The 1,567-nt window shown below is 41.3% G+C and carries 1 protein-coding gene; it reads right to left on the bottom strand.

Annotated elements, in window-relative coordinates; all coding sequences use genetic code 11:
* The coding region (locus tag ACFILL_RS09140; RefSeq protein WP_375681101.1) for an autotransporter outer membrane beta-barrel domain-containing protein at positions 1-1,567 on the bottom strand (1,567 nt) is incomplete at both ends.

Below are 1,567 nucleotides of genomic sequence, written 5' to 3'. Positions count from 1 at the left end.
ACATCACCATGAAGGGAGAAATTGTGAGACAGTTGCGCATTAATGCCAACGCCGCCTTCAATTGCAGGTCCCATAGGATCAAGGTCAAAATCTCTGCCAATCTGGATGGTACCATTATCACCAAAGGTTTTGATCAAGTTTACTTTTCCATAGAAAGACATCGGACGGTTGTTTTCAGTGGAAATGGTTTTTGTCAAACGTCCACCAACACGGATCAACCATTGAGAAGGATTGTTCATATCAACGGTAAAATTATCAGCATCTTCAATGGTATTAAACATCAAATGTTGATAGGCAATTTGTGCTTGCGGCTCAAATGTTAAACTTTCCATTCCGGTTGCAAATTCTTTTCCAACGGTGGTGGAGATACTCAACATTTTGGCATTTTGCAATTTTGCGGTTTTGCCAATGATAGCATTGCCGATATCTCCTTTTAGAATTCCATAGGATAACAGTGTATCCATATAGAAACCATTGTTATGCTGCACGCTGCCATAAGCTGTTAGTGACCATTTATCCAATGTGCTCTTACTTACATCATCCATATCCTTTGGAGTGAAAGACAGCCGCCCATAGGTGCCTACAAGACCGAAATGTGTTGTGGTATTTTGTCCTTCTAATGCCGCGAATGTAACACCGGCTTGTAGAGCAGCATAGCGGATATCAGCACCATAACCATATTTGAGAGGTCCGCGTTCAGAAGATAAGGTTCCTGTGTTTCCGTAAGTATAGAGGAAGAAACCGGTTTGTTTTTCTTCTTCTTTTCCTAAGACAGATGTTCTGATATTGGCTAAGAGTGCGTTTTGTTTAGCCATATCTGTTAATCCACTATAGAAGAGAGCATTTGGCATGACCAAATAGCTTGCTGTTTGTGCTACAGGGACGATCACACTTGGACCAGAACCAGAATTGGAGTCAAGAAGTTCGGGTTGCAAACGGAAATCCCAGAAATTTTCATTCTTTTCATCAAAGAGGTTTTGTGCAATATCGGCGTTGCCTTGGCTTGAGTCTGGTCCATAGGCACGTAGTGTATACATATCTGGTAAGCCACCTCTTGTGGTATAGCCATTTACCAGTTTGAAAGAGTTTTCCTCTGCTTTTCCAGAAACTTGAATAAGTGAAAGACCCCGGACATTGGCAGCAGCAGAGGTATTTGCTTCGATATTGTTCTCTTCTAAGCGCCCCGTGACATAAACTGATGTGTTGCCAGAGACATCCCCATGGATCAAAAGTCTATCGGTTTTTTGGTCATTTATTGCAGCACCATCACTCCAAGCCGTGTTGAAGTAAATCTTTGCATCACCCGTTGCATTGTAGACTTCTTGCGTGTCTGGTTTACCAGAACCTATATGCAATGTTTGGTAATGATCTTCGGTTGGTCCATTAAAGATAATGGAGCTGTTATCGAGATTAAGCGTGGAAATATCAGAACGAGATCTTTGAGCGATATCAAGGAGATTGCCATCATCATCTTTTTCATTTTTGCTGATTTTCAACGTCCATTTTGTATTGTTTTTCAGATCAAAGTGCACATTTCTGTCTTTAGCAATATTTGCTCTGCCCTCTA

The organism is Bartonella sp. AP20NXHL, assembly GCF_042196165.1.
Classification (GTDB): domain Bacteria; phylum Pseudomonadota; class Alphaproteobacteria; order Rhizobiales; family Rhizobiaceae; genus Bartonella.
Note: the sequence above shows the minus strand (reverse complement) of the source record. Positions and strands in the feature narration are given on the sequence as shown.